Source organism: Streptomyces cinnabarinus, assembly GCF_027270315.1.
GTDB classification, from domain to species: domain Bacteria; phylum Actinomycetota; class Actinomycetes; order Streptomycetales; family Streptomycetaceae; genus Streptomyces; species Streptomyces cinnabarinus.
Map to the genome: position 1 here is coordinate 4,969,228 of NZ_CP114413.1, position 23,934 is coordinate 4,993,161.

Sequence of the window (23,934 nt, forward strand, 5' to 3'; positions counted from 1 at the left end):
TTCCTCACAGGTCCGGGATGGCGTTGACGACGGCGTTCATGAGCTGGTTGATGCTGTCGGCGGCGCCGGTGGAGGCGAGGTAGAAGCCGAACATCACGGCCACGAACGCGCTGCCGGGGCCGAGGGTGTTGGAGCGCAGCAGCATGAAGAGCACGATGCCGAAGAGCAGGGCGAGGGAGATGGTCACGGCCATGTGTGGGCTCCTTCGTGGGTAGTGGGGGCGGGTTCGGGGGTGGTGTCGTTGCCGGGGCAGGAGGCGACCGCGAGCCCGAGCAGGACGATGGCGAGGGCGATGCGCAGTGCGCGGCCCATCAGCGGGTTCCGGCGCGGTAGATACGGGACCAGCGGTTGTAGAGCCAGCGGCCGGCGCGTATGCGCTTGCCGGTGGCCTTGCAGCGGCGGCAGTCCTTGCCGCGCTTGATGCGGCCCTTGCGGTCGGTCTTCGTCTGAAAGCCCCAGCCGTTGCACTTGCGGCAGTTGCCGAACGGCGAGACCGCACACAGCCCGGCGTAACTGACAGTGATGGCGAGTAGGCAGGTGCTAGCGAGCAGGATGGGGGTCACGAGGGGCCCTCCAGGGTGGTTTCCGGGGTTTGCGCAGATGGGCCGCTAGGTACTAGTGGCCTGATCAAGTGGCAAATGGGGCGCTAGCGGTGCCGCTAGACCTAGCAGGGTGTGCTGCTAGGTCTAGCGGCCGGATCCACTCAGCCCGCATCCCGCTTTCCGTCACGCTCCGCAATTGCGGTGGTGATCCGGGCGCGCTCGATACCGCGCCGGTTGGCGCCCTTGCCGGACTCCGTCTTGCCCCACACCTGCCCCGTGGAAATGCCGTGGGGCTTGAGCGCGGCGGCGAGACCTTCAGCGTCCCAGCCGCCGTAGACGTCCGGCCGGAGTTCGGCGAGGCGGGCGACGACGGTCTCGGACCACGCCTTGGGCTCGTCGGCGGGGACGACGGCGAGGATGTCGGAGAGCAGGTCGTAGGCCGGGCCGGTGACCGTCTCCGGGGTTTCTCCGAGGGCGTGTCCGGAGAGCAGTCCGGCGCTCTCGCGGGCCTCACGGGCACGCGCGGCGATTGCGTCGGCGCCGGGGGCGTCGACGAACGCGCCCGCGACGATCCGGGCGTCCGAGCCTTCACCGACGAAGTAGTGAATGCCCTTGTCACCCCAGGCGAACATGGTCGCGCGTACCCCGCGCCTGTAGGCGGACGTGCCGAGCACCATGTCGTTCTCGGTCTGGCCCATCACCTTCAGACACCAGCGGGCCGACGCGTTCGCGCTGATACCGGTGGGCAGCGACTTGGCGTCCGGGCGCTGCGTGGCGAGCAGCATCACAATGCCGGTCGCGGGGCCGCGCTTGACCAGGTCGGTGGCGATCTCCTCGAATTCCTTGCCGTGCTCGGGGTGCTCGAACAGCACCTGGCACTCATCCACCCCGACCACGATCGGATGCAGCCCGAGCGAGCGCTTGTCCGCAAGGTTGCTGGTCACCTTCGACTCCGGGCAGACGTCCCTCGGCAGCGAGCGGATCACCTTCGTGCGCCGCCTGAGTTCCTCGCGCAGCGCGCGGAAGTCGGCGAGCACGTAGCCGATGGACTCGTCGTCGTCACCGGCGGCGTGCCGGTGGGAGACGGCGTCACCGACCGGGTCGAGGTCGCCGGTGCCCTTCATGTCGTAGGTGTGCAGCTCAGCGCGCGGATCGAGTGCGGCGATGAGCAGCAGCAGCCTGAGCAGGAACGTCTTGCCCATGCGCGGGATCGCGCCGATCACTCCGGCGATGTACATCAGGGTGACGTCGACCCAGCGTCCGCGCTGGTCGGTGCCGTAGGCGACGGGCTTGAACAGGTCGACGAACCCGCCCTTGGCCAGCGGCCACTGAGGCTTCTTCGCATTGGTCAGGTCCTGGTCACCCACCCACAGCACCAAGTGCCCGGTGTGCTCCTGGGAGACGGCCTCCGGCCACACGCACCCCAGCGGCCGGCGAAGCCCGGATGCGAGGCGCTCGCGGCGTTCGATCACGTCCGTGACGGTGACGCCGTAGGGGAGGTTGCCCTGTGCGCGCCAGCCGGGGCCGTCACGGGTGATCGGAGCGGTGAACTCGAATCCGTCCCGCCCCTTGGACTGCGCCTGGTTGATGGCGGGGATGCCGAGCGCCCCGAGCGCGCGCAGCACGATGTCACTGGTGAGCTTGACCGCCTTGGGCAGTTCCACCGCGCGGTGGATGACCGGGTCGTCCGCCTTCTGGCCCGCGTAGCCGAGCGCCATCACGACCGCGCTGACCGAGACGGCCTGAAGCCAGCCGGGGGCGAGCACGTACATGGCGAGTGCGGCGCCGAGCCCGACGAACATCGCGAGCACGGTTACGAGGGTGCGCAGTCGGACGCGTCCGTCGCGCTGCCGTGACAGTTTCAGATACTCCGCGGCGTCCTCGCGGCGCACGGCGGCGAGTCGGACCGGTTCGCCCTCGCGGTCGGCCATCCACCGCATGGTGCCGCCGACGAACTTCGCGGCACCGGAAGGGGCTTGGAGGGTGAGGCGGACGGCGTAGACCGGGGACCGCAGCGCGTGATAGCCGATCGAATGGGCGTAGTGGCGGGCCACCCATGCCGAAGCGGTCTTGAGTTCCGCCATGGACCTCAGCCAGACGGGGACGACCGCACGGCGCTTCGCTCCGAGCAGCCGACCCAGGTAGCCCGGACCGGCAGCGGTCGGGGTCGGCTGGTCGACCATCACGGGCGCGGTCGGGTCGCCCGACTCGGCACCCGACCGACCGGCGTTCGAGTCGGCCGACGGGTCGGCGTCGGGTCGGGCATTCGGGTCGGCCGACTCCGCGCGGGCCGACCGGGCCTTGTCGAGGTCGACTACCTCACCGCCGGAATCGGGTCGGGAGTCGGCGGCCATCTCGGCTTCGAGTCGGTCAAAGAGTTCGTGGTCGTCGTCGGGGTGCTTCACTGAAGGTCCCTTCCAAGGGGAGAGAAAAGGCGGGGCCGGTCCGTCGCTGTAGGAGGTGAGCGGACGGGCCCCGCCGGAAGGCCGCTACCGTGAGCGGCATGAGCGGGGAGTCATTTGGCACGGTGCCGTGCAGGTGGTGCGGCGAGCCGGTGCCACAGCCACGGCGGTGGCGCACACGGCGGTATTGCAGCAAGGCGCATCGCCGCGGAATGCGGGTCTTGAAGGCCGTAGCGCGGTTCCTGGACGGCTTCTAGCGGCCGGGCAGCGCGAGGTGGAGCGCGGCGGTCACCACCAGATGGAGGACTTCTTGGCGGCCTTCGTGCTGGCGGCCTCGTTCACGATCCGCTGCCGCTCGGTCTGCAACGCGGTCAGCTCCTGGGTGAGCCGGGTCTGTACCGACTGCCACAGCGTCTCCAGCTTGCGTTCCGCGCGGCCGGGGCTCTTGCCACGGGCGACCTTCAACGAGCCGCCCGCCAGCGCGGCCACGACCTGGCGGCGTTCGCGGCCGGTCAGCGGCCACATCTCTTCCTTGCGGACGGCTTTGAGCTTGCGCTCCGTCTGCTGGATCTCACGGTCCAGACGACGGGTGTTGGGCCTGGCCATAGGTCAACTCCTCCTCAGGGAAGGTCAGTTGGTGGTCGGTGGGGTGTCGGGGTAGGCGCACAGCAGGCACACCCCGAGTGAGGTCGGGATGCAGTAGCTGTAAGTCAGGTGGCATTGGGGGCAGGTGCGGCGGGCGTGCATCGCCAGCGCGAGCGCGCCCCACTTGCGCGACGTCATCGGCCGGACCGGCTTCGCACGGTCGACCCGGTAGAGGTAGGCGACCTGCACACCGGCCTTGCGGCCCCGGTGGTGGCGCATCACCTGCGCGGCGACCGGCTGACCGCCGGGCCTCAGCCCGCGCTCGCGCAGCTGGCGGCGGGTGGCGTAGCCGTCCGGGGCGAACTGCCACGGGAAGGTGGGGATGCCGAACCGGGCGCCGGTGGGGTCGAAGCACTTGCCGTACGCGGCCATCAGGCCACCGCCACAACCGGCGCATCGACGCGGGCGCCGGTGCGGCCGGCGCGGCGGCCGGTGACGGTGGCAAACAGCCAGCCGAGCCCGGCGCGGCGCATTCCGGCGCGGGCTTGCTTGGCCGCGTACATCGCCTCGTCCGCCCGCCGCAGCAGCCCGGACAGGTCATCGGCGGGGAAGTCCGCGGCGCGCACCCAGCCCAGCGAGACCGTGGTGTGCACGGCCGGGTCTTGGCCGTCGACCGGGCGAGCGAGCACGCCGTGCAGCACGGCGAGCAGGTCGGCGGCGGTGCCGTGGTCGTCGAGCAGAACGGCGGCGAACTCGTCGCCCCCGAGCCGTCCGGCAACCCCACTCCGGCCGACGTGGCGGGCGAGACGTTCCGCGGTCGCCTTCAACAGGGCGTCCCCGGCCCCGTGCCCGTGGGTGTCGTTGATGTGCTTGAACTTGTCGACGTCGGCCAGCACCACCACCGCGCGCGGGTCCTTGAGCAGGACCTGAGCGCGGCGGGTGAAGCCGTCGCGGGTACGTAACCCGGTGAGCGGGTCGCGCCGGGCCGTGTTCAGGCAGCCTCGCAGCCACCACACGTGCACGGCCCACCCGCAGGCCATCGGCAGCGCGGACAGCAGGATTGTGGCCAGGGTGTTCATGCTGCTACCCCCTCGCGCTCGCCCTCCACTGCGATGCCGTCGGCCCCGGCGGGTGTGACGGGGTGCAGGGCGCGGCCATCGGCCCGCTCGGCGAGCAGCGCATCGCGCACCTGCCGGGCCGGTCCGGAACCGCAGTGCAGGGCCTTGCGCAGCGCCTCAGCGTTGATCTGGCCGTCCGTCCAGTCCGCAGCGACCGTGCGCGCCTCAGCGAGCAGATCGGCCACCGTGCGGGGCGCGGTCTTGCCCTTGGCGGGCCGCTTGCGCGGCGGCTTCGGCGCCGTGTCGCGCGGTGGCTCGGGTGCCTGCTCCGGCTCCGGCTCCGGGGTGAGCGGTGCGGGATCATCGGCGGGGGCGAGTTCGCCCATGCGCAGCATCACGCGCTCACGCCGCGGGGTCTGCCACCGCCACCGCCAGCCGAACCGCTCATGCAGGTCCGCGCGGGCCAGCAGCCGTTCCCGCTCGCAGGCCAGCGCCGTGCTGTAGGAGGTGACCTCCCACAGCGTCATGCGCCGCCACAACGCGAACGTCGACAGCGGCGCCAGCAGCCACCTGGACCAGCGGATCTTCTCCATCCGGCGACCGGTCGCAGCGCCGATCCGCACGGCGTAGATGTGGGCGCCGATCTCGGAGAACACCACCCACAGCAGCGGCATCGTGCCGTGCGCCACCTTCGCCGTGAGCGAGTGGCCGGCCGCGATGTTCAGCCCGCACGTGACCAGGGTGAGCACCCAGGGCACGAACCGCACCCACGCGAGCGCCATGTCCATCCGGATCAGCAGCAGGTTGGCCACGGTGAACACCGGAATGGCCACGTCGATACCGACCGGCAGCATCCACGGCTGGCCGAACCCCCACCGGGCCGCGGCAGCGGACACGGCGTCGAAGGAGGAGATCAGCCCGAGCGCGCCGACCCCGGCCGCGGCGAGCGCCCCGAGTCCGGCGAGCCCCATTTCCGGGCGGGTCAGCGGCGGAACGGCCGCACCCTCGATGGTCTGCTCGGTCATCACCGTGCCCCCTTCCGGTCGTCGCGGAAGGTGGTGTAATCGCCGGGCGGGTAGACGTAGTTGCTCAGCGCGCCCTCGGCAGCCACCGCAGCAGCCCCGAGCCCGGCAACGGCCGCGGCTGCGGCGGTGCTGTGATCAGCCGTGGTGTCGGCCAGAACAGCGGCCATCTGAGTGGCGCGGCGTGCAAGGTTCGGGGTGCCGTCGGGGTCCTTCATGTGCGTGTTGGCGGCATCGCGGATGCGGTCGCGCAGGCCCATCACGCCGCACCGCCATCGAACGGCGGGTTGACGAGACCGGTCAGGGCGGCGATCTCGTCGCCGGTCAGTACGGTGCGCTCGGTCATGGCGTGCGCCACGGTGCGGATCTCGCGCCACAGGTGGGAGACCTTGCGGCGGGCCATGCCCTGCACCATCCCCCACGACTTGCCGCCCTCGGGGACCGTGCAGCGCCCGAGTCGGTAGCCGAACTGGGCCAGTACGTCGATGGCGTGCTCACGGTCGTGATCGGCGGCGCAAGCGGCGGCACGCTCCGGCGTCCACAGCCCGTAGGCCATCAGGTAGGTGACGTGCGCGATCTCCCCGGCCGCGCACTGCGCGGCGTAGTGCCACGGCGGGGTGTCCTGCGTCTGATGCGCGGTCTTGCCGGTGACGGCCCACGTGCCGGGCTCCGGCTCCCACGCGATGACCTCGGACGTGATGACGTGCATGCCGTAGGCCATGGACAGCACCGCGTGCCCGGCCTCATGAAAGGCCATGCCCAACCGGGCCTGCTCGTAGGACAGCGGCATGTCCAGCACGGGGCGCGGGGTGCCGGTGTGGTCGTTCAGCATCTCGCGGGCGGGGGCCATGGTCGTCATGCCGCCACCGCCTTCCGGGAGCTCCGGCGGCGCCCGGCCGGACGCGGCAGCGCAACGACGTCGAACAGCTCCGGGTGCGCGGCAATGACCTCGGCAGCGACGCGGGCCACAGCGTCCGGGAGGCCGGGGTTGTCGGCGAGGATGTCGCGGGCCGCATCCAGGCGAGCCGCCCGCTCCTGGTCGGTCTCGCCCTCGACCCCGAGCCACAGTTCGGCCGGGGTGCCAAGGGACAGTTCGATGAAATCGTCGACGGAGACGGCCTGATGGCCGCCGATGTACGAACGCATGACAGGGCTCCTGAAGTGGAGGGACGGGAAGGCCGGCCGGGGCGGGCGCAGGCTTTGGAGAGACGGCGCCCGCCCGGCGGCGGAAGGAAATGAGTGCCCCGGCCGGGAGTCGAACCCGGCCTGCGACCATCGGGGCGGCATGCTCAGCGGCCGGTCACCCACAGGTAGGGGTGAGGACCGCGGGGACGCGGCGGAAGAGGATCCTTCGTCTTCCCGTGCTCGGCATCGGCCATCAACGGCCGCCCCTCGCACGGGCGTTGTCCTCGCTCCGCTTGTTCTGCGCGGCGTTCTTCCGGGCGAGTTCCGCCTGCTCTGCCTCTGTCAGACTGGTAGTCACAGGTGCCTCCAACTCAGGTGCCTGTACGCGGTCCCCGGGGTGCCACCCGGGGACCGCCCTCATGTGTGTGCCGCCCGCGGTGTGCGGACAGCTCCGGCCGGCCCACTGGGGGGCCAGCCGTCGTGCCCCGGCCGGGAGTCGAACCCGACGCCAAGGACCATCGGGGCGGTGAGGAACGGGTCAGGCGTGGACGTGACCGGCGCCGACCACCCGCAGGGCGGTATGCGTCTCGCGGGCCAGCAGACCGGCCGCGTCCACCTCGGCATCCGGGACGTCCCCGAGCGCCATCGCCGCATCCACGGCCTCCTGAGCCACGGCGAGCAGATCCGCGTTGTCCGTGGCCATGTAAAGCCCGTCCATGGCGCTGGTGACAGCGGAACGAGCCGCGTAACGCGCCTGCCGGGCCTCGGCCGAGTCCTCCCGGCCCTCACGGCGGGCCACGATCTTCAAGTACTGCCGCTCACGGTGACCCACCAGCGCAGCCAGTAACGCGGGAACCGCAGCGGCGAGCGCCTGACGACGCCGTTCGGCCTCCGCCGCGCGAGCGGTGCGGGTGCTGGTCAGGTGCTGCATCAACCCGGCAACGACCGCACCGGCGAGCGTGCCGAGAACGGCAATCAGCGTTGTGATCATGCGAACTCCCAAGAGGAGAAGGGGTGTTCCGGCTCCTCTCAACCCCGCCCGTACGGGACCGCTCCGCAGAGCGCCCGGACGGGCGGGGCGAGCAACCGGCGCGGCGCTAGCCGCCGCGATTCGGTGGAAGGCGACCGGTCGTCCGCGGCACTCCGAGGCGCTCACGGACCGGGGATGGAACGGCGCCGCCGTGCCGGTCGATCACGGCCGCGCCCAACGCTTTCGTCGACTCACTGCCACTCCTTCAGACCGCTGAACAGGGGATACGCACTGCAAGGGGGACCGTGTCCCCACTCTCCGGCCGTTGCTCGCGGTCACCGGGCCACCTCGCCAGTACGGGCCGAAGCCCTGTTCCACCTGGCCTTTAGCGGGATTGCAGCGTCCCCGCCCTCTGCACATGCGGCATGAGCCGCTTCCGCCTAGTTGTTCCGTTCCGCGGATGCAGTACCTGTTTTACAGGTACTGCATAAGGGGTCGTCAAGTGTGACGACGGAACCTCTTGGTCTTGCACTGGGATTTCTTGGTGCACCATCAGAATCGGTGCAGGTCAGGGGAGTTGGTCACCCCATGCGTGGACAGCTTCGGTTGATCTGGCTACCGTCAAGAGCTCCCTAGAGCTCCCATCGGGGGTGGAGATGTCCAACGAGCGTCTACGGTCGGCCCTCTTAGCGCAGAACATGACCATTCAGCAGCTCGCGGAACAGATCGAGGTCAACCCGAAGACGGTCGAGCGCTGGATCACGCAGGGCAAGGTGCCGTACCGGCGCCATCAGTACGCCACGGCGTCCGTCCTGAACGTCGACGTGATAACGCTGTGGGATGACGCGCGATCACTCGACAGTGCAACTGACCTAAGCAAAGCGGAGATTGTCACGGTCTACCCGCATCGCCACGTCGTACCGACCGACCTGTGGCGACAGCTGTGCGAACGTGCCAAGGAGCGCATCGACATCTTGGTCTACGCAGGGATCGGCCTTGCGGAAGACCCACGCTTCCTGTCGGTCCTCAAGGCGAAATCAAAGAGCGTCGCGATTCGCGTGCTGATGGGGGACCCCGCGTGCGAGGCCGTCATCCGGCGCGGTATCGACGAAGGTCACCGCATCATGGACGGAAAGATCCGCAACGCCCTGGTCAACTACCGCCCTCTGTTCACCAGCCACCCTGAGATCACGTTTCGCCTGCACGACACCGTGCTCTACAACTCGATCTACCGTGTGGATGACGAGATGCTCGTCAACACGCATGTGTACGGCATCGGCGCCTATCTGGCTCCGGTGCTGCACTTGCGGCGACTCCCTGGGGGCGGGCTCTTCGACACCTTCGCCAACAGCGTTCAGCAGACGTGGGAGGGCGCAAGGCCAGTGACTGAACACGACATCGCAGGAGCATGAGGCATGGGACGCATCGACTACCTTCACGACCCCGACGCCCCGCCGGCCAACTCGGTGGTGCCGTCCGTCGTGGCATTCGTGCAGAACGATGCGGGACAGGTGCTGATGATCCAGCGATCCGACAACGGCCGTTGGGCACTGCCCGGCGGTGGGCACGACGTGGGCGAGTCCATCAGTGACACCGTGGTGCGCGAAGTCTGGGAAGAGACGGGCATCAAAGCCGAAGTCGTCGACATGTCCGGGATCTACACCGACCCCGGCCACGTGATGCAGTACGACGACGGCGAAGTGCGCCAGCAGTTCAGCATCTGCTTCCGTGCGCGGCCGGTCGGTGGTGAACTCCGTACGAGCAACGAGACGACTCAGGTCCGCTGGGTCGACCCAGCGGACCTGACCACGTTGGACGTACACCCCACGATGCGACTTCGGATCGAGCACGCCATGGACCGGGCGCGTCCGACCCCCTACATCGGCTGACGCTTGGCGTCGCCGACCCGTTCAAGTACGCGGGACGTGCACGCCAGGATCTCGGGTTCGGCCCGGCGGATGAACTGCCCGATCAGGCTCTCTGGCCCGTACCGTCCGGCGATCTCGTTGATCCGATCGATCGGATTCGTGGGCGTGCCGTCCGGCGTGGTGTTCATGTCGCAGTAGCAGAGCGCGTCATTCAGGTGCGCGCTCTCGCGGGGGAACTCGCCCTCCAGCTCCTCGCGCAGGCCGCGCGCTTCCGCCTCCATCCAGGCGCAGGAGTGGTGAGCAACCAGGTTGATGACCCGTTCGTCGGCGTCGGCCACGTCCCGGAGGTATCGGGCGCCGTCCAGCGGGTGAAAGCCGGTCTTGGCCAGGTCCGGCGCATAGCCGATGTCGTGCAGTACCGCTGCGGCCTCCAACAGATCCGCGTCCTGGTCCAGAACGAGCGCGATCGTACGCGCCCTCTCGGCTACTCCGAGACAGTGCTTCCAGCGCCGGGGAAGCGGCTCGGCGAGCAGGGACTCAGCCAGGGCATAGGCCCACTCGGTCAACGTCGGCAAGCTACGAACGCTCCTCTCCTGTCGGCACGGCGCGGATCGTCCGCACCTTGCCTTGTCCGCCACCCGCTAGCACGCCGGCGGTCTCCAGCTTCTCCAGTGCCTTGGTGACCGTGGGGCGTGAGACTCCGAACCGGTTCGCCAGCGCGGAGGCGCTCAGGAAGGCTTCGCCTACTTCGAACCCCTCAGCCATGATGATGTCGGTGATGCGCTCATCGAGCGGGCGCCCGTCAACTCGTGCACCCAAGCGCACAACACGCCATCGACCCCCGGGCGCCGGCTCAGCCACACCTTCCTGGCGCAGCACGCCGAAGGCGCGAAGGGCAACCCCGCGCGAGACCCTGTGCTCCCGCATAACCTCAGCCAAGGACGGAAGCTCCGCCATGTCCGGGTCTGCCGCAGTGCGAGCCTTCAGCGCGTCCGCGACTTTCAGGAAGGTTCCCCGAGGGCTGACCTGCTGAGACACTCGCTCTCCTTCCCCGTCTGCTCACTGTCTGTATCAAGCTTCCCATGGCTCTCGTTGCGGCAGGATGCTGTCGCGCAGTGGCTACTTACGAGTTGACACCAAACCCAATGTCTGACGAGCACCGCGATCATCGTCGCCAGTGGGCCAACCAGGCTGAATGTGATCACCCTGCGGAGATCGAGCGCTACCGAGCACAGACTCGGATCAGCTCCGTTCCGGTCTCCACCTCGTTTCCAGCCCGGCTGGCGCCTGTTCCGGGGTGATACTTATGTAATCGCCTATTCTCGTGAAAGAACAGCCACTGTCGAGAGTCGCACGCTCTTCACAGTTTCACCCTTTTTACTTACCCCGACGACCTCAATTTGCCTTGCATCACCTCTTTCCCGGCGGGCATAGGCTGATTGAAGCTCGGACTCATCGATGCTCCATGCTTGAGCCACGGCTCGAATGACGATGCCTGGAATCGAGTTGGGTGCGACCGAGTTCTCGCCGACAGAGAAGTGTCCCACCCAATCGTGAGCATCAATATGCTGCCCGCCATGTGGGCTGCGTTCGAAACTCAAGACCGACGCGTATCCCGGATGCATAAGAACCACGTCGTTTTGGAGTTCATGTTGGCTGGCGCCATCTCTTCTGCAGTAATTGGACCACGCGGCATCCTGCAATAGGATAACGCGACTCAGATTTTTGCAGTGCTCGACCAGTTGCTCATATGTCACCGGGCCATCCGACGTTTCACCTATTGGCATTTTCCCTGGCTCCGCGTAAAGTGAAACCAAATGCAGGGTGATATTCTGCATATAGTGGTCCCAAGTCGGATTCCAAGATTCAGCCTGGCTGGTAGCCCAAGCAGAGAAATCCTGTGCAGGGATAACAGGAATCGCAACGTCGCGCGCTGCTCGCAGTGTTCTACCAACGATTAGACCTGCACAGTTCTGCATGCTTGATTTGGCACGCACCCCGCCGACTACGAGTGGAGCAGCCATGGAAATCCAGTCCACTCCATGAAGGTCATCGGAGTCAGGACGCTCGCGGAGTTCAGCATCGCTGATCATGGGCGCAATGGCTATCTTGGCCACCATTTCCCCGAGAGGCGAATAGACAGGCTCCGGGTCGCCGTTGATCACCTGTTTGAATTGCTCACGCTCACTTGGTCGATGGTCTGCATGTAGCCGATCAATAAGTGAGTCGCGATCGAGGCGCTTCCAATCATCTGCTTCTACAGCGAGAACGCGCTCCCCGTTTTCGTTTACCACGTAGAGATTTACATCCAGTGCAGGGCAGAGCCAGGCATAATACTCAGCCAAAGTTAGCGTGTGGCTCTCTAGAACTCCACGATGATCATCGAAGGTCAGGATATCGGAAAGGTCCGTGTTCAGTAGTACCCTGACCTCGGTGCCACCGGTCACTAGCTGCTCATGAAACTCGGCATTCCTCAGCAGCGGGCGCCCGGTCAGGCCGTTTGCGAACTCAAGTACCATTGTCTCGCTCGCAGCAGCGTCATAGCGACGAGAGGTTACTCGAACTGAGCGGCCAATCATGAATACGGAAAAGAATCCGATACCATACCGCCCCGTAGGGCGGAAGTCAGACGAAAGTAGTCCCGGGAGGTCTCGCCGCGAGTCGGGTGAATCCCAGTAAGAGGTGCCGAAGTTCAAAAGTGCATTCGTCAGGACGTTTTTTGACATGCCGAGACCTGTGTCGTGAATATGGAGCCAGGTCCCATCTGTATCGTCATTTAGTGAAACGGTGACATCCCCCGTAATTTCCCAGGGGCGCGCTCCGGATGCACCCAGAAGTGATTTCTTCGCCCGCACGGCGTCGGCAGCGTTACTGATCAATTCTCGAATGGGGATTGATGGATCATTGCCGTATAGTTCTGCACCCCCCAGGCGGCGGACGAGAGTGATTACGTCGGTAGCCTTAACCGTGGCGTTGATCGGGTGCCAGCCATCAGTCCGGATGTTCCGAGAGAGCTCCTCCAGGTCGCTAATACCTACTACGCCTCGCGCAGCAAACCGATCCCTCCCTGAATCAGATAGGATGTTATCGGCTGCTGTAAGTTCGTGATGGAGCGTTGAGAGGGCGTCGTGGCAGACCCACCAAGCCTCGGATTCGTTCCGTCCGAAGGGGCTCAAGCTGGTGTATGACAATCGATCATCGTGAATGCGCGGTTTCTGAAGCTTGTCCTGAAAGACCCAGTGCGGCATTGATTCGGTCCTTGGGCTCCGCACTGCACGCAAAAAGGCAGGTGCCCTACGGGAATCCAAATGACTGGCATCTGCACATCGAAGAATGAAGGCAAGTGCGAGTGGGTCTACCTCCCATGAACTGGGCATGCTGGCACGCGCACCAATTCGCACACTGAATTCCTCGCGCAACGCTCTTGATGGCCACCAATGGCTCGCTGCGATGCGGCCGGCCAGGTGTCCATATTGATTGCGCAGTTCAGCGTCCTCTAGCAGATAGAATGATTCGCCTGTAGCTGTGTCCTTGTATGGCTCCAAGGGAATATTTGCGGCGAAGTCGGCATGTGTCTCGCGGAGATAGCGTGAGATTGCTCGGGATTTTATCTCGGGATCCGGTTCGGTAAGTTTCTCGGGTGAAGGGTAAACGCCGTTCTCTGCCCGGTATTCCGAAGTCAAGATATCTAGCCATCTTGCATCTTTCTTTACATGTTCCATCCCTCCCGGGATTGCCGCCAATCCATTGGCTAGATCGTGGGCAAGGAAGGCGATGCCCAGGACATAGATCTCGGCAGGGTTTAGCACGTACTCTGGGCCGCAAACTAGCTCGGCATACTCCCAAAGAGCGTCGATGTGAGAAATGTCGTGCTGTGTTAGGTCTGCAGAATCTCGACTGATCTCTGCAGCGATAAGCGCAGCCCGTTTGCGGCTACTCTTAAACTGCTCTGCAAGCCGCTGCGCCTCACTCTGAGCTTGCACCCCAATCTGCTCGCTGAAGAGTCTCCAAAAACGCGTCTCCTCGTAATCCATTAATGCCTCCGATCAACCGATTATTGGGCTAGCCTCCGTCCCGCTTGTCGGCGGCGCGAAACAGAAGGGGTGTAGTCGATATAAGGACACTCTGCTGTGCTATTTTATTGCAGGTATCACGAGAATCCCAGAAAGCACCCACATCAACATTACGGAGAAAATAATGAAAAGGAGAACGTAGGTTTCATACCAGCGCAGTAGGTTGCCAGGGCGAGGACGCTTGCGGAATCCAGGACCTACCATTTCATCTGTTATGTCGCACTCTTCGTTTCGGTAGTCAAGCCAAGCGGCTGCGCCCACCGCGATCAACGTTGCTGTGAATGCGGCGACCATTGTGGTCAGTACTAGTAACCCGATCACTCCGGAGCGTGCGACGTCTGGGGCCACTTCCCACTTTCGGTAACCGACGAAGAGTGCCAGCGCTGCCCCAACCAATGCTGTAGCGAGCGTTTGATAAATGGCCAGGAATCGATGTGTATTTTCGTTCACGGCTTGGATCTGCTGCAGTACGTATCGGTACCGCTCCAATGCGAACTGATCGCGAAGCGCACCCGTTTCCGGTGTGTTCGGCTCCGATGTAGTCATGCCCCCACCTTCTATGCTCTCCGGCAGCATAGGATGAAGTGTCGTTCCAGCAGGGCGATTTGGCGGAACTCCGCAGTGGAAGCGCTCGCCATGAGTCCGCTAGCAGTCAACAAGCAGTGACCGTCTCAGGCGCGCAGACGTGGAGGGCCCGCACCGACGGTAGTACTCCTTCGGGTCCCATCCGCGCCGCGGCGTGGGGCCGCCTCAGGCGGCTCCGAGATGAGGCGGCCCCGTTCGCGAGGGCCGACGGAGCAGTGGCATGGGCGCGGAGCGCTCCCGTCCGTCTTCGATGGCCCCAGGCGGAGGTGAGCGAGTACGGTTTCCGGCATCCCGGGCCTCTGGCGAATCGACCTGGGCAGGGGCGCAGCTCTTTGCGGGGGCGGGTGGTACTTCGCCCCACGAGTAACAGCCTTCAAGATCGCCGACGCTGCTGGTGGTCTCAATGGCGGTCTCATCCGGCGTCCGATCCACAAACGTCCGCCGTGGTCCATTGAAGTCCGTGGCCTCGCCTGATCAGGCCATCATGCCGCTCCGGGGACATGAGTGGACACCTCCGGACCAAGATCAGACAACTCGTAATGCGTAGGTCTCGGGTTCGAATCCCGAAGGCGGCTCCACTGAAGCCCAGCTCGGACTCGCTCTGAGCTGGGCTTTTTGTTGTGTCCGTGGGCCCCGGCGCAGACGGGGGCCGGAGTGCGCGGTGGTGTTCGCCAGCATTCGCCACCCTTGAACCACCGGTGGCGCTACTGGAGCGCCGGTTAACTTGCGGGTGTCCGGCGCGTCTCTCTCCCTTGCGCCCGCCCGGATCGGGCGGGTCCCAACACAGTTGGAGATGTTGAGAGATGGGAGACCGGAGATGTGTGAGGCGCCGGTGGCGGTCCGGCCGGCTGGTCGGGTGCTAGCGAGCCCGGCCGCTGGTTGCACGGCCGGGCTCGCCGGCTAGCCCCGCATGTGGGCCTGGCCCCGGGACGCCACCCGGGGTCAGGCCGTATGCGCGGCGTGGAAACCTCGCGGTTCCAGGACGAGGAAACCCCAAGTCATGGGGAGCATCAAGCGTCCGGAACGGAACCCGGCGGTCGGGCCGTGGCGAAGACCCGTGGTGAAACCCTGGCGTTGAGGGTGGCGCGGTGACCGCATCGCCTAGATCGTTTGGAACTGGCTGGTCAGCGCTCTGCGGGGGGTGGCGAAACCTGGCGAATGGCGTTGCGGGGGCCGAGTGGGTCGGTGTCGCGGCCGTACGGCGTCCTGCCGAGGAGAGGTGGACGCGGGTCCCGGCCGGTCACCTCCGCCGGCCGGGACCCGTTGCGTCCGCGGATCCGGCAAGGCGGTAACACTCCCCCGAGCAACGCGTCTTACGCGCGCACCGTCGGGCCGGATCCGATGAAGTGATCACATCAGACCGCACTAACGGATCGCTAACATGTGGCCAACGGTTCCCAGGACTGTCGTCGGCCGATTGGCGTGAAGTCGTCGAGGCGATCTTGTCGGGTGGCCGGAACAGTAGCGGATTCCGGCGGGCAGCCCGTCGGGAACAGGTGGCGGAATACCGCCGTCGACCGGCGGTATTCCGCCATCGACGGCCGTGTCGGCCCGGGGTACGCGCACGAAGCCGTGCGCGGGAAGGCAGTGGGCGGCGTGAAGCGGTGCGAGCTGCGGTTCGGCCTGCTGGGACCGCCGATTCTCTACGACCACGGCCCGGACGGCGCCGTAGTCCGTCCCGTGGGCAGCCCTAAGGTGCGCCTGCTCCTGACCGCCCTCCTGCTCGAAGCCGGCCGTACCGTCTCCGTCGAGGCGCTCAAGGACGCGCTCTGGGGCGGCGCCCCGCCCGCCTCCGCCCACGCCTCCCTCCACAACCACGTCACCCGGCTCCGTCGGCTCCTCGACGACCCCACCCGGCTGCGGGCCGTGTCCCCCGGCTACCTCCTCCGCGTCGACGACGGCGAACTCGACATCCACACCTTCGACGCCCACTCCGCCGCCGCGCGCGCCGCCCACGCGGGCCGGGACTGGCGCCGCACCCTCTGCGAATGCGCCGCCGCCCTCGCCCTCTGGCGCGGCACCCCCCTCAGCGGACTCCCGGCCGAACTGGGCGGCTACGCCCTCGTCCAGCGCCTCAGAGAGGCCCGACTGCTGCTCCTGGAGTGGCGCTACGACGCCGAGTTGGCCCTCGCCGACGGCCGACTCGACGCGCTTCTGCCCGAGTTGGCCGCCCTCGCCGCCGAACACCCGCTGCGCGAGGCCTACCACCGCCAGCTCATGCTCGCCCTGCACCGCAGCGGCCGTCAGGCCGAGGCCCTCGCCGCCCACCGCGACCTGCGGCGCAGGCTCGTGGAGGAACTCGGCGTGGAGCCCGGTCCCGCCGTACGCGAGGCACACCTGGAGGTCCTCCGTGGGGGAGAGGAGGGGAGGGGTGACGACGGTGAGAGTGGTGCAGAGGGCGGGTCCCGTGCGGGTTCCGGGGGTGCGCACCCGGCCGCGGACGCCCATGTTCAAGCCCCGGGGACCCCCACGCCCGCCCCTCGCCCCGCCCAACTTCCCCCACCCCCCGCCCACTTCACCGGCCGGGCCCTCCTCGCCGAAACCCTCCACGGCACCCTCGCCACCCCCGGCCCCACCATCGCCGTCCTGACCGGTATGGCCGGTATCGGGAAGAGCGCCCTCGCCCTCCACGTCGCCCACGCCCTCACCGACCGCTTCCCCGACGGTCAGCTCTACGTCAATCTGCACGGCGCCACCCCGGGCATGCTCCCGCTCACCTCCGCGCAGGCCCTCGCCGCACTGCTGCGGGACGTGGGCGCCGACCCCCGATCCATCCCCGAACACCCGGACGCGGCCGCGGCGTTGCTGCGGTCGATGCTCGCGCCGACCCGCACCCTCCTGGTCCTGGACGACGCCGCGAACGCCGCGCAGGTACGGTCGCTGCTGCCCGCGGGCCCCGGCTGTGCCGTGATCATCACCAGCCGTTCGTCGCTCGCCGCCCTCGACGGCGTCCGGCGTTTCCCCCTCGCGCCGCTGTCCGACGAGGACAGTGCCGCGCTGCTGCGGGCGGTGTCCGGACGGGAGGAAGGGATCGACGCCGGTCACCCCCTCGTGGAACTGACCGGCCGCCTCCCGCTCGCCCTACGGGTCGTCGCCGCCCGGCTCGCCGCCCGCCGGGCCCTCACCCCGGAGGTGCTGGCCGGTCAACTGGCCGCCACCGAGTGGCGGTTGCACCATCTGGAGTACGACGACCTCAGCGTCCGCCGCTCCCTCGCCGTGGCGCACGACGCGCTCGCCGCCTCCGACCGCGAGGCCGACCGGGACGCGGCCCTCGTACTGCGCCGGATCGGCGCCCTCGACCTGCCCGAGTACGGCGCACCCCTGCTGGCCCGCCTGAGCGGCACGGGAGTCCGCCGCGCCGAGGACGCCCTCGACCGCCTGGTCGACGTGGCCCTCCTGGAGGAGACCGCCCTCGGCCGTTACGTCCCCCATGACCTGGTCCGCGACTTCGCCCGCGAGCTGGCCGGAACGGCGGGCGGCACCGCCGTCGCCGAATCCGCCCTGAGCTGGTACGCCGCCCTCGCCGAACGCACCCTCACCGCGATCGTCGAACCCGGCCTCGACCAGGACGACCGGCGCCGCCCCACCTCATGCCAGCCGCCCGAGCACGCGGCCCATGTCGCCGACACGCACCCCTTCGACGGCCCCGAGGCCGCCTTCGCCTGGGGCGACGCGGAGCTGGAGAACATCGCCGCGCTCGCCGAGCGGTACGCCGATGCCCCCGACACGCGTATCGCCGCCCGCCTGTGCACGCTGCTGCGGCTGCTCTTCCCCTACGTCCAGCGCAGCGGCCGGGTCGCCGAGATGGAGGTCCTCGGCCGGGCCGCGCTCCGGGTCGCCCGGCGGCTCGGGGACGAGGCGGCCGAGGCGTACGCCCTCGGTGACCTGGCCGGCGTGCACTTCCTGACCGGCCGCCACAACGAGGCCCTCACCCTCAACGACGAGGCCCTGACCATCTGGCAGCGGCTCGGTGTCCTGTCCTGGATGCGCCGCAGCCTCAACAACCGGGGCCTGCTGCTCGAAGGACTCGGCCGCTACGAGGAGTCGGGGCGCGCGCTGCGCCAGAGCCTCGCCTACTCACGCCGGTTGAACGATCCGTACGGCGAGGCCGTGACCCACCAGCACCTCGGCAACCTGTTCGAGCACACCGACCCGCGCGCCGCCATCGAGCAGCACCGTCTCTCGCTGGCGATCGGCGAGACGATCGGCAACGTCCTCATCCAGCTCTACGCGCGGTGCAACATCGGCTACGCCCATCTCACCCTCGGTGAACCGGGCGCGGCGGCCCGGCACTTCGAGGAGAGCCTGCGGGACCTCGTCGACCAGGGCGACTGGCACGGCGAGTCGCAGACCCGTCTCGGCCTGGTCCGCTCCCTGCGGCAGCTGGGCCGCACCGAACGCGCCGACCGGGAGTGCGCCGAACTGCTGCGCCGCGCCGACGCCCGCGCCGACCGCTACATCGGCGGCCTCGCCCGCCACCAGCTCGGACTCCTGCTCAGCGAGTCGGGCCGGACCGAGGAGGCCCGCACCTCCTGGCAGGCGGCGCTCGACGCCCTGACCGGCACGGACGAGAAGGCGGTCGTTGCCGAACTCGCCTCCCTGCTGGCCGACATCGGTGAACCCCCCACCTCCGATCACTTCGCCTCCGCGTAGCACTCCACCACCGCCGTGGTGAACGGAAACCGCACCGGCGTCTCCCCGAACGTCAGCCGCCCCGCCAGCTCCGCCGCCTCCCGGATCGCCGCCACGACCGCCTCCGCCTCCTCCTCGGGACAGTGCACGATGACCTCGTCGTGCTGGAAGAAGACCAGCTCGGCAGCCATCTCCGCGCAGGACTGGCGCAGCGCGGCGAGCAGCAGCAGCGCCCAGTCGGCCGCGCTGCCCTGGACGACGAAGTTACGGGCGAAGCGGCCCCGCGCGCGGGCGTCGGTGGAGGCGTACCCCGGCACCCACTGCTGACGGTCGTCGGAGTCCTCCTCGCCCATCGGGATACCCGCCTCCTCAGCGGCCTCGCCTCCGCCGGCCGCGGGCGGGCAGGTGCGGCCCAGCCAGGTGCGCACCAGCCGCCCCTCCTCACCGGCCCGCGCCGCCTCGTCGACGTAGGACACGGCTCGCGGGAAGCGGCGTCTGAGCGCGGCGAGGTTCTTCAGGCCGTCGCCGGAGGTCTGGCCGTAGACCGCGCCGAGCACCGCGAGCTTGGCCTGGTCGCGGTCGCCGGAGAAGGCCCGGTCGGACACCGACTGGTACAGGTCGCTCTCGCGGCCCGCCACCTCCATCAGACCGGGGTCGCGGGAGATCGCGGCGAGCACCCGCGGCTCCATCTGGTCGGCGTCGGCGACGACGAGCCGCCAGCCGGGGTCGGCGACGACCGCACGCCGGATCACCTTGGGGATCTGGAGTCCGCCCCCGCCGTTGGTCACCCAGCGGCCGGTGACGGTGCCGCCCGCGAGGAACTCCGGCCGGAACCGCCCCTCGCGCACCCAGTCCTGGAGCCAGGACCAGCCATGGGCCACCCAGATCCGGTACAGCTTCTTGTACTCGATCAGCGGCGCCACGGCCGGATGGTCGACGGACTCGATCTCCCAGCGCCGGGTCGACTTGACCTTGATGCCCGCCCGCGCGAAGGCCTTGATCACATCGGCGGGCAGATCGGGCCGGACCCGGCGGCCGAAGGCGGCGGACACCTCGTCGGCCAGCTCGGCGAGGCGACGCGGCTCGCCACCGCCCGCGTACCGCTCGCCGAGCAGTTCGTGCAGCACTTGCCGGTGCACGTCGGCGCTCCACGGCAGCCCGGCCCGGTTCATCTCGGCGGCGACCAGCATCCCCGCCGACTCGGCTGCCGTCAGCAGCCGCATCCGCTCCGGGTGCGCCGCCTTGTCGTGCCGCCGCTGCTGCTCGGCGTAGACCTCCAGGAGGTCGGTCAGCGGCAGATGCACGGCCTGCGGCTCGAACAGCGAGGACTGCGCCCCGGGTTCGGCCGCCCGCTGGGGCGGGTCGGGCGGTACGGGCCCGCCGCGCAGCCGGGCCAGGGCGGCTGCCGCGGAACGGGGTTCGCCGTACCGCCCCTCGTGGCCGAGCAGGAGGGTCTCGGCGTCCTCGATGTCGTAGCACCGCTCCACTCGCACCCCCGTGGCGAGCAGACGCGGGTAGACCTCGGCGGTGGAACGCCAGACCCAGCGCGCGACCTCCGGCCTGCCGCGCACCGCAGCGGCGAGGTCCGGTTCCCGCACGACCGGCCCGGCGGGCAGCCCGTCCGGGCCGAGGGGGGCGAGCTCGGCGCCGCCGTCCTCGGCCGGTGCGAGAGCCCACCGGTCGGTCATGGTCGTGAGTGTGACAGGGGGGTCTGACAACGGCCCCTCACGCCGGATCCGACAGCGACCGGCTTCTACGGGCGGGCGGGCCCCCGGGCCCCCGGGCCCCCGACCTCGACCCCCGAGCCCCCGGCACCCCGGCACCCGGCCTCGACCCCTGAGCCCCCGGCACCCCGGCCCCCCGGCCCCCTGGCCCCCTGGCCCCCTGGCCCCCCGGCCCCCCGGCCCTCTGGCCCCCGGCACCCCGGCCCCCCGGCCCCCGATCCGGACCCCATGGCACGATCCCTACGTGAGCAGCAAGCCCCGCACCGTCGACCTCGCCTTCCAGGCCGCCCTCCACACCGCCTCCGACACGGCCCTGGACACCGGCGCCTCCCTTCTCGCCGCGGACCCGGGCGCGGACGGGGAACTGGAGCGCCGGGGAACGGAGTTCGTCGCGGCGGCCTGGCGGCGCGGCTGGCAGCCCGCGGACGTCGCCCGGATGGTCCGCCGCGATCTGGACGACGTCCATCTGCGGCTGCTGGCTTCCCTCGTCCACGCGCAGGCGCCGGACGACATCCCGCGAGGACCCCGGTGGCGCGCGCAGCTCGACGAGCTGGACGTGACGCCCACGCGCGCGGGCGACCGTTTCTCGTACGCGACGGCCGTCCTGGAGCTGTACCGCCTGCTGCTGCGACTGCCGGCCCTGGAGCCCCTCGACGAGCCGCAGCACTCCCGCAGGCCCGAGTCCCGCATGCTGACCCGGATCCGCGCGCTGCTGGCCAAGGCGGAGGCGACGGGGTTCCCGGAGGAGGCGGAGGCACTGACCGCCAAGGCGCAGGAGCTGATGGCGCGGCACAGCGTGGACGAGGCGCTGCTATCGGCGCAGGCGCCCGCGCCCGACACCCCCGGCGCCTGCCGGATCGGGGTCGAGGCGCCGTACGAGCAGGCCAAGGCGGTGCTGCTGGACGCGGTGGCCGCTGCGAACCACTGCCGCGCGGTGTGGAACGAACCCCTCGGCTTCTCCACCGTGGTCGGATTCGAGGCCGATCTGGAGGTGGTCGAGCTGCTCCACACCTCGCTCCTCGTCCAGGCCCAGACGGCGCTGACGAGGGCGGAGGCGGCCCAGCGGGCGGGCGGCCGCAAGCGGACCAAGACCTTCCGGCAGTCGTTCCTCGCCGCCTACGCCCACCGCATCGGCACCCGCCTCACGCGGGCCGCCGAGAGCCAGGTCAGCGACGACCTGCTGCCGGTCCTGGCCTCCCGGGAGGTCGCGGTCACCGACCGGCTGGACCGCATGTTCCCCGAGACCACCACGTCCCGGCTGCGCGGCGTCACCGACGCGGCGGGCTGGACCGAGGGCGCCGAAGCCGCCGACCAGGCCCAGGTGAGGGCCCGGCGCCCGCTGGACCGGGGCTGACTCAGTCGCCCTGCTGGAACCCGCTCACCGACGCCTCCGGCTTCCCGTCCTTGAGCGCGACGTCGCCGTACGACCAGGGGAAGCTCTCCGTGGTGTCCGCGCCCGGCAGTGCGAACTCGGCCGTCTGCGCGGTGAGACTGCCCTCGCCCTCGCCGCGCACATAGGTGATGGTGAAGGACACGGTGCCGCCCTCGGCGAGCGTGCGCTTCTCCCCGGTCGCCGCCGCGTCCGGGGGGACCTCCGCCGAGGTGCCCTCCGCCTGCAGGGTCACCGAGGGCAGCCCGTCCAGGGTGCAGTCGGCGGTGTTGTTGGTGAGCGTGACGGGCACGTTGCCGGTGTCCCCGGGGGCCGGGGCGTTGTTGGCGGGGCCGACCTCCACCCCCACGTCGCCGATCGCGCAGGCGGCCGTGGCGCCCTCGCTCTGCTTCTCCCCGCCGCCGTCACCACCGTCACCGTCGCTGCAGGAGGTCAGCAGAAGGGCCAGGGCGAGGGCGGCGAGCGGGACGGCGGTGGCGCGCATATGGGGTCCTCTGAGGCGTGCGTGACGGATCGAGTGCATGGATCATCACGCATCCGGCCGCGAGGCGGTCGCCCGACCCGCGGCCCGGCCCGCGGCCTATCCCGCGGTCGGCAGTCCCGTGGGCAGGGTGGCCCCGTCGGCCTTCTGGTACGTCTCGGTGCCCAGCTCGCTGTCCCAGGTCACCTTGAGCGTGTCTTTGCCGACGGATTCGACCGTGCCGGTCGTCCGGTCCTCGGTGCCGTCGGTGCACTTCAGGCGGATCGTCTCGCCGGCCGTACCGCTGCACACGGTCCCGCCCGTCGCGAACAGCCCCGCCTGGCTCCCGGTGACGACCAGCGCCACCGCCTTGCCGTCGGTCGTGGCGAGCCAGCTGCCCTCCAGCTCGCCCGCGGGGGAGGCCGTACCACCGCCGCTGCCCCCGCCGGTGTCGGCGGTCTCGGCGGCGGACGGCGTCGCGCTCGTGCTGGGCGAGCCCTCGTCGGGGGAGTCGTCGCTGCACCCGCTCAGCACGAGCACCCCGGCCAGCCCCGAGGCCACGGCCATGAGCCGCATCCGCCTGCGCGCCACGCGCGCGTACGTCGCCGAAGTCACTGCAAGCCCCCAGGTCGAGCCGGTCGGACGATAGGTCCGCAGCAAGCTACCAGCCCGTAACCAGAATCAGAACGGCTCCGGGGGCGGCCACCGAAGGACGTACGCCCCCCGGCTACCAGGACGACTTGCGCACCCCCGGCAGATACCCCGCGTGCGCCTGCTCCCGCAGCGAGATCCGGGACAGCCCGAAGGCCCGGAAGTACCCGCGCGGGCGCCCGTCCACCTGGTCCCGGTTGCGCACGCGCGTGGCGCTCGCGTCGCGCGGCTGGCGGCGCAGCTCCCGCTGGGCCGTGAGCCGTTCGGACTCCGTCGACGACGGCCGCCGGATGATCTCCTTCAGCTCGGCCCGCCGCCGCGCGTACCGCGCGACCACCGACTGCCGCCGCTCGTTCTTCGCGATCTTGCTCTTCTTGGCCATCAGACACGCACCCCACGCGCGCGGATGCGCGCCACGGCGGCCTCGACGCCGATCGCGTCGACGGTCTTGATGCCCTTCGCGCTCAGCCTGAGCCGCACGTACCTGCTCTCGCTCGGCAGCCAGTAGCGCCTGGCCTGGATGTTGGGGTCGAAGCGGCGGGACGTCCGCCGATGGGAGTGGGAGATCCGGTTGCCGAAGCCGGGCGTGGCGCCGGTCAGCATGCAGTGGGCGGACACAGGTGACGCACCTCTCTCGAAGCGGTTGTGTAAATGGAATTCATTTTCAGTAAGGTACCAGCATGGCTCGCAACGAACTCCGCCCGGTCATCAGGCTCCGCTCCACGGCGGGAACCGGCTTCACCTACGTCACCCGCAAGAACCGCCGCAACGACCCGGACCGCATGACCCTGCGCAAGTACGACCCGGTCGTCGGCCGCCACGTCGACTTCCGAGAGGAGCGCTGACG

At 68.9% G+C, this 23,934-nt stretch carries 26 protein-coding genes; 5 read left to right on the forward strand and 21 right to left on the reverse strand.

The window, feature by feature from the left end:
- Window positions 1-4: 4 nt before the first annotated feature.
- The 12 genes from STRCI_RS22440 to STRCI_RS22495 form a co-directional block, all read right to left on the reverse strand.
- Complete coding sequence (locus STRCI_RS22440) at window positions 5-193, reverse strand: hypothetical protein (protein ID WP_269660749.1); 189 nt, start codon at window positions 191-193, stop codon at window positions 5-7.
- Window positions 184-312, reverse strand: a complete 129-nt coding sequence (locus STRCI_RS22445) for a hypothetical protein (RefSeq protein WP_269660750.1) — start codon at window positions 310-312, stop codon at window positions 184-186. The genes STRCI_RS22440 and STRCI_RS22445 overlap by 10 nt, the downstream gene beginning before the upstream one ends.
- Window positions 312-563, reverse strand: coding sequence for a hypothetical protein (locus tag STRCI_RS22450; protein ID WP_269660751.1), 252 nt, complete (start codon window positions 561-563; stop codon window positions 312-314). Before STRCI_RS22450 ends, STRCI_RS22445 begins: the two co-directional genes overlap by 1 nt.
- Before the next feature lie 140 nt (window positions 564-703).
- Window positions 704-2,947, reverse strand: coding sequence for a cell division protein FtsK (locus tag STRCI_RS22455; protein WP_269660752.1), 2,244 nt, complete (start codon window positions 2,945-2,947; stop codon window positions 704-706).
- 285 nt (window positions 2,948-3,232) lie between these two features.
- Window positions 3,233-3,550 carry a hypothetical protein gene (locus STRCI_RS22460; protein WP_269660753.1) on the reverse strand — a complete coding sequence of 106 codons (318 nt, stop codon included), beginning with the start codon at window positions 3,548-3,550 and terminating at the stop codon, window positions 3,233-3,235.
- A gap of 24 nt (window positions 3,551-3,574) precedes the next feature.
- Entirely contained in the window at window positions 3,575-3,961 is a 387-nt protein-coding gene (locus STRCI_RS22465) for an RRQRL motif-containing zinc-binding protein (RefSeq protein WP_418953366.1), read from the reverse strand.
- Window positions 3,961-4,608 (reverse strand): GGDEF domain-containing protein, encoded by a 648-nt coding sequence (locus STRCI_RS22470; RefSeq protein ID WP_269660754.1) that lies wholly within the window; start codon window positions 4,606-4,608, stop codon window positions 3,961-3,963. The genes STRCI_RS22465 and STRCI_RS22470 overlap by 1 nt, the downstream gene beginning before the upstream one ends.
- Complete coding sequence (locus tag STRCI_RS22475; protein WP_269660755.1) at window positions 4,605-5,612, reverse strand: DUF2637 domain-containing protein; 1,008 nt, start codon at window positions 5,610-5,612, stop codon at window positions 4,605-4,607. The genes STRCI_RS22470 and STRCI_RS22475 overlap by 4 nt, the downstream gene beginning before the upstream one ends.
- Window positions 5,612-5,869 carry a hypothetical protein gene (locus tag STRCI_RS22480; protein WP_269660756.1) on the reverse strand — a complete coding sequence of 86 codons (258 nt, stop codon included), beginning with the start codon at window positions 5,867-5,869 and terminating at the stop codon, window positions 5,612-5,614. Before STRCI_RS22480 ends, STRCI_RS22475 begins: the two co-directional genes overlap by 1 nt.
- Window positions 5,869-6,468 (reverse strand): hypothetical protein, encoded by a 600-nt coding sequence (locus tag STRCI_RS22485; protein ID WP_269660757.1) that lies wholly within the window; start codon window positions 6,466-6,468, stop codon window positions 5,869-5,871. Before STRCI_RS22485 ends, STRCI_RS22480 begins: the two co-directional genes overlap by 1 nt.
- Window positions 6,465-6,755: a hypothetical protein gene (locus tag STRCI_RS22490; RefSeq protein WP_269660758.1), complete on the reverse strand. Its 291-nt coding sequence runs from the start codon at window positions 6,753-6,755 to the stop codon at window positions 6,465-6,467. The genes STRCI_RS22485 and STRCI_RS22490 overlap by 4 nt, the downstream gene beginning before the upstream one ends.
- Window positions 6,756-7,272: 517 nt before the next feature.
- Window positions 7,273-7,725 (reverse strand): protein kilB, encoded by a 453-nt coding sequence (locus tag STRCI_RS22495; protein WP_269660759.1) that lies wholly within the window; start codon window positions 7,723-7,725, stop codon window positions 7,273-7,275.
- 677 nt (window positions 7,726-8,402) lie between these two features.
- Here STRCI_RS22495 and STRCI_RS22500 point away from each other — a divergent pair.
- Together STRCI_RS22500 and STRCI_RS22505 are read left to right on the forward strand one after the other, a co-directional pair.
- On the forward strand, window positions 8,403-9,116 hold the full coding sequence (locus STRCI_RS22500) for a MerR family transcriptional regulator (RefSeq protein ID WP_269660760.1): 714 nt from the start codon (window positions 8,403-8,405) through the stop codon (window positions 9,114-9,116).
- 3 nt (window positions 9,117-9,119) lie between these two features.
- Window positions 9,120-9,593 (forward strand): NUDIX domain-containing protein, encoded by a 474-nt coding sequence (locus tag STRCI_RS22505; RefSeq protein ID WP_269660761.1) that lies wholly within the window; start codon window positions 9,120-9,122, stop codon window positions 9,591-9,593.
- Here the strand turns inward: STRCI_RS22505 and STRCI_RS22510 are convergent.
- The 4 genes from STRCI_RS22510 to STRCI_RS22525 form a co-directional block, all read right to left on the reverse strand.
- The gene (locus tag STRCI_RS22510; RefSeq protein ID WP_269660762.1) at window positions 9,581-10,147 is read right to left on the reverse strand and encodes an HD domain-containing protein; all 567 of its coding nucleotides are present in this window, start codon (window positions 10,145-10,147) and stop codon (window positions 9,581-9,583) included. The two genes, STRCI_RS22505 and STRCI_RS22510, sit on opposite strands and share 13 nt — an antisense overlap.
- 1 nt (window position 10,148) lies before the next feature.
- A complete protein-coding gene (locus STRCI_RS22515; protein ID WP_269660763.1) occupies window positions 10,149-10,610 on the reverse strand; it encodes a GntR family transcriptional regulator in 462 nt (153 codons plus the stop codon).
- Between the two features lie 278 nt (window positions 10,611-10,888).
- Window positions 10,889-13,606 carry an HD domain-containing protein gene (locus tag STRCI_RS22520; protein ID WP_269660764.1) on the reverse strand — a complete coding sequence of 906 codons (2,718 nt, stop codon included), beginning with the start codon at window positions 13,604-13,606 and terminating at the stop codon, window positions 10,889-10,891.
- 99 nt (window positions 13,607-13,705) lie between these two features.
- Complete coding sequence (locus STRCI_RS22525) at window positions 13,706-14,191, reverse strand: hypothetical protein (protein ID WP_269660765.1); 486 nt, start codon at window positions 14,189-14,191, stop codon at window positions 13,706-13,708.
- Between the two features lie 1,635 nt (window positions 14,192-15,826).
- Here STRCI_RS22525 and STRCI_RS22530 point away from each other — a divergent pair.
- Complete coding sequence (locus tag STRCI_RS22530) at window positions 15,827-18,883, forward strand: AfsR/SARP family transcriptional regulator (RefSeq protein WP_269664618.1); 3,057 nt, start codon at window positions 15,827-15,829, stop codon at window positions 18,881-18,883.
- Here the strand turns inward: STRCI_RS22530 and STRCI_RS22535 are convergent.
- Window positions 18,865-20,550: a bifunctional 3'-5' exonuclease/DNA polymerase gene (locus STRCI_RS22535; protein WP_269660766.1), complete on the reverse strand. Its 1,686-nt coding sequence runs from the start codon at window positions 20,548-20,550 to the stop codon at window positions 18,865-18,867. The two genes, STRCI_RS22530 and STRCI_RS22535, sit on opposite strands and share 19 nt — an antisense overlap.
- Before the next feature lie 280 nt (window positions 20,551-20,830).
- Here STRCI_RS22535 and STRCI_RS22540 point away from each other — a divergent pair, with 280 nt between their 5' ends.
- A complete protein-coding gene (locus STRCI_RS22540) occupies window positions 20,831-21,940 on the forward strand; it encodes a DUF2786 domain-containing protein (protein WP_269660767.1) in 1,110 nt (369 codons plus the stop codon).
- A 1-nt stretch (window position 21,941) separates the two neighbouring features.
- Here the strand turns inward: STRCI_RS22540 and STRCI_RS22545 are convergent, their stop codons facing one another.
- The 4 genes from STRCI_RS22545 to rpmB all read right to left on the reverse strand — a co-directional run bounded on the left by STRCI_RS22545 (window position 21,942) and on the right by rpmB (window position 23,705).
- The gene (locus tag STRCI_RS22545) at window positions 21,942-22,460 is read right to left on the reverse strand and encodes a DUF4232 domain-containing protein (protein WP_269660768.1); all 519 of its coding nucleotides are present in this window, start codon (window positions 22,458-22,460) and stop codon (window positions 21,942-21,944) included.
- Window positions 22,461-22,556: 96 nt separating this feature from the next.
- On the reverse strand, window positions 22,557-23,012 hold the full coding sequence (locus STRCI_RS22550) for a hypothetical protein (protein WP_269664619.1): 456 nt from the start codon (window positions 23,010-23,012) through the stop codon (window positions 22,557-22,559).
- A 151-nt stretch (window positions 23,013-23,163) separates the two neighbouring features.
- Window positions 23,164-23,469 (reverse strand): 30S ribosomal protein S14, encoded by a 306-nt coding sequence (gene rpsN / locus STRCI_RS22555; RefSeq protein ID WP_269660769.1) that lies wholly within the window; start codon window positions 23,467-23,469, stop codon window positions 23,164-23,166.
- Window positions 23,469-23,705, reverse strand: a complete 237-nt coding sequence (gene rpmB, locus STRCI_RS22560) for a 50S ribosomal protein L28 (protein WP_269660770.1) — start codon at window positions 23,703-23,705, stop codon at window positions 23,469-23,471. Before rpmB ends, rpsN begins: the two co-directional genes overlap by 1 nt.
- 62 nt (window positions 23,706-23,767) lie before the next feature.
- Between rpmB and rpmG the strand changes: the two genes are divergently transcribed.
- The gene (rpmG, locus tag STRCI_RS22565) at window positions 23,768-23,932 is read left to right on the forward strand and encodes a 50S ribosomal protein L33 (RefSeq protein ID WP_269660771.1); all 165 of its coding nucleotides are present in this window, start codon (window positions 23,768-23,770) and stop codon (window positions 23,930-23,932) included.
- Window positions 23,933-23,934: the final 2 nt, after the last annotated feature.